The organism is Pseudomonas sp. 18175, from assembly GCF_050432925.1.
Lineage (GTDB): Bacteria > Pseudomonadota > Gammaproteobacteria > Pseudomonadales > Pseudomonadaceae > Aquipseudomonas.
Genome location: NZ_JBKFTO010000048.1, coordinates 1 through 3,132 on the forward strand (window position 1 = coordinate 1; position 3,132 = coordinate 3,132).

Consider the following 3,132-nt stretch of genomic DNA (forward strand, 5'->3'; position numbering starts at 1 on the left):
CAGCCTACCACCTTAAACTTGGACAACCAACGCCAAGCTGGCCTAGCCTTCTCCGTCCCTCCATCGCAATAACCAGAAGTACAGGAATATTAACCTGTTTTCCATCGACTACGCTTTTCAGCCTCGCCTTAGGGACCGACTAACCCTGCGTCGATTAACGTTGCGCAGGAAACCTTGGTCTTTCGGCGTGGGTGTTTTTCACACCCATTGTCGTTACTCATGTCAGCATTCGCACTTCTGATACCTCCAGCAAGCTTCTCAACTCACCTTCACAGGCTTACAGAACGCTCCTCTACCGCATCACTTACGTGATACCCGTAGCTTCGGTGTATGGTTTGAGCCCCGTTACATCTTCCGCGCAGGCCGACTCGACTAGTGAGCTATTACGCTTTCTTTAAAGGGTGGCTGCTTCTAAGCCAACCTCCTAGCTGTCTAAGCCTTCCCACATCGTTTCCCACTTAACCATAACTTTGGGACCTTAGCTGACGGTCTGGGTTGTTTCCCTTTTCACGACGGACGTTAGCACCCGCCGTGTGTCTCCCATGCTCGGCACTTGTAGGTATTCGGAGTTTGCATCGGTTTGGTAAGTCGGGATGACCCCCTAGCCGAAACAGTGCTCTACCCCCTACAGTGATACATGAGGCGCTACCTAAATAGCTTTCGAGGAGAACCAGCTATCTCCGAGCTTGATTAGCCTTTCACTCCGATCCACAGGTCATCCGCTAACTTTTCAACGGTAGTCGGTTCGGTCCTCCAGTTAGTGTTACCCAACCTTCAACCTGCCCATGGATAGATCGCCCGGTTTCGGGTCTATTCCCAGCGACTAGACGCCCTATTAAGACTCGCTTTCGCTACGCCTCCCCTATTCGGTTAAGCTCGCCACTGAAAATAAGTCGCTGACCCATTATACAAAAGGTACGCAGTCACCCAACAAAGTGGGCTCCCACTGCTTGTACGCATACGGTTTCAGGATCTATTTCACTCCCCTCTCCGGGGTTCTTTTCGCCTTTCCCTCACGGTACTAGTTCACTATCGGTCAGTCAGTAGTATTTAGCCTTGGAGGATGGTCCCCCCATATTCAGACAAAGTTTCTCGTGCTCCGTCCTACTCGATTTCATGACTAAGAGATTTTCGCGTACAGGGCTATCACCCACTATGGCCGCACTTTCCAGAGCGTTCCGCTAATCTCAAAGCCACTTAAGGGCTAGTCCCCGTTCGCTCGCCACTACTAAGGGAATCTCGGTTGATTTCTTTTCCTCAGGGTACTTAGATGTTTCAGTTCCCCTGGTTCGCCTCTTGCACCTATGTATTCAGTACAAGATAACCATCTTATGATGGCTGGGTTCCCCCATTCAGACATCTCCGGATCAAAGTCTGTTTGCCGACTCCCCGAAGCTTTTCGCAGGCTACCACGTCTTTCATCGCCTCTGACTGCCAAGGCATCCACCGTATGCGCTTCTTCACTTGACCATATAACCCCAAGCAATCTGGTTATACTGTGAAGACAACATTCGCCGAAAATTCGATAATACTCAAAACTGAGTAACTCACAAATTTTACCTTAGCCTGATCCGTTACCAGTGAAAGTAACGTTCAGTCTATCTTTCTATCACATACCCAAATTTTTAAAGAACGATCTAATCAAAGACTAGAAATCAACATTCACCATCATCACAATGGAATGCTCATTTCTAAGCTTTCAACAAACAGAAGCAGTAGTGGTGGAGCCAAACGGGATCGAACCGTTGACCTCCTGCGTGCAAGGCAGGCGCTCTCCCAGCTGAGCTATGGCCCCGTATTTCTACAGGCGTTTCCCACACAAAATTGGTGGGTCTGGGCAGATTCGAACTGCCGACCTCACCCTTATCAGGGGTGCGCTCTAACCAACTGAGCTACAGACCCAATTTCGGGCTGCTTCTTATCGTCTTCTTCAATGAATNTTATCAGGGGTGCGCTCTAACCAACTGAGCTACAGACCCAATTTCGGGCTGCTTCTTATCGTCTTCTTCAATGAATCAAGCAATTCGTGTGGGAACTTATGGAGCAGCTGATGTCGTCGATTAAGGAGGTGATCCAGCCGCAGGTTCCCCTACGGCTACCTTGTTACGACTTCACCCCAGTCATGAATCACACCGTGGTAACCGTCCTCCCGAAGGTTAGACTAGCTACTTCTGGTGCAACCCACTCCCATGGTGTGACGGGCGGTGTGTACAAGGCCCGGGAACGTATTCACCGCGACATTCTGATTCGCGATTACTAGCGATTCCGACTTCACGCAGTCGAGTTGCAGACTGCGATCCGGACTACGATCGGTTTTATGGGATTAGCTCCACCTCGCGGCTTGGCAACCCTCTGTACCGACCATTGTAGCACGTGTGTAGCCCAGGCCGTAAGGGCCATGATGACTTGACGTCATCCCCACCTTCCTCCGGTTTGTCACCGGCAGTCTCCTTAGAGTGCCCACCATGACGTGCTGGTAACTAAGGACAAGGGTTGCGCTCGTTACGGGACTTAACCCAACATCTCACGACACGAGCTGACGACAGCCATGCAGCACCTGTCTCAATGTTCCCGAATGCACCAATCTATCTCTAGAAAGTTCATTGGATGTCAAGGCCTGGTAAGGTTCTTCGCGTTGCTTCGAATTAAACCACATGCTCCACCGCTTGTGCGGGCCCCCGTCAATTCATTTGAGTTTTAACCTTGCGGCCGTACTCCCCAGGCGGTCAACTTAATGCGTTAGCTGCGCCACTAAAAGCTCAAGGCTTCCAACGGCTAGTTGACATCGTTTACGGCGTGGACTACCAGGGTATCTAATCCTGTTTGCTCCCCACGCTTTCGCACCTCAGTGTCAGTATTAGTCCAGGTGGTCGCCTTCGCCACTGGTGTTCCTTCCTATATCTACGCATTTCACCGCTACACAGGAAATTCCACCACCCTCTACCATACTCTAGTCAGTCAGTTTTGAATGCAGTTCCCAGGTTGAGCCCGGGGATTTCACATCCAACTTAACAAACCACCTACGCGCGCTTTACGCCCAGTAATTCCGATTAACGCTTGCACCCTCTGTATTACCGCGGCTGCTGGCACAGAGTTAGCCGGTGCTTATTCTGTCGGTAACGTCAAAACAAT

General features: G+C 50.6%; 2 tRNA genes and 2 rRNA genes. All 4 read right to left on the bottom strand.

What is annotated here, in order from left to right:
* A 23S ribosomal RNA gene (locus ACLD1Y_RS31515) occupies positions 1 to 1,470 on the bottom strand; the annotation flags it as partial.
* A 249-nt stretch (positions 1,471 to 1,719) separates the two neighbouring features.
* A tRNA-Ala gene (locus ACLD1Y_RS31520) sits at positions 1,720 to 1,795 on the bottom strand.
* A 30-nt stretch (positions 1,796 to 1,825) separates the two neighbouring features.
* Positions 1,826 to 1,902, bottom strand: a tRNA-Ile gene (locus ACLD1Y_RS31525).
* 159 nt (positions 1,903 to 2,061) lie between these two features.
* A 16S ribosomal RNA gene (locus ACLD1Y_RS31530) occupies positions 2,062 to 3,132 on the bottom strand; the annotation flags it as partial.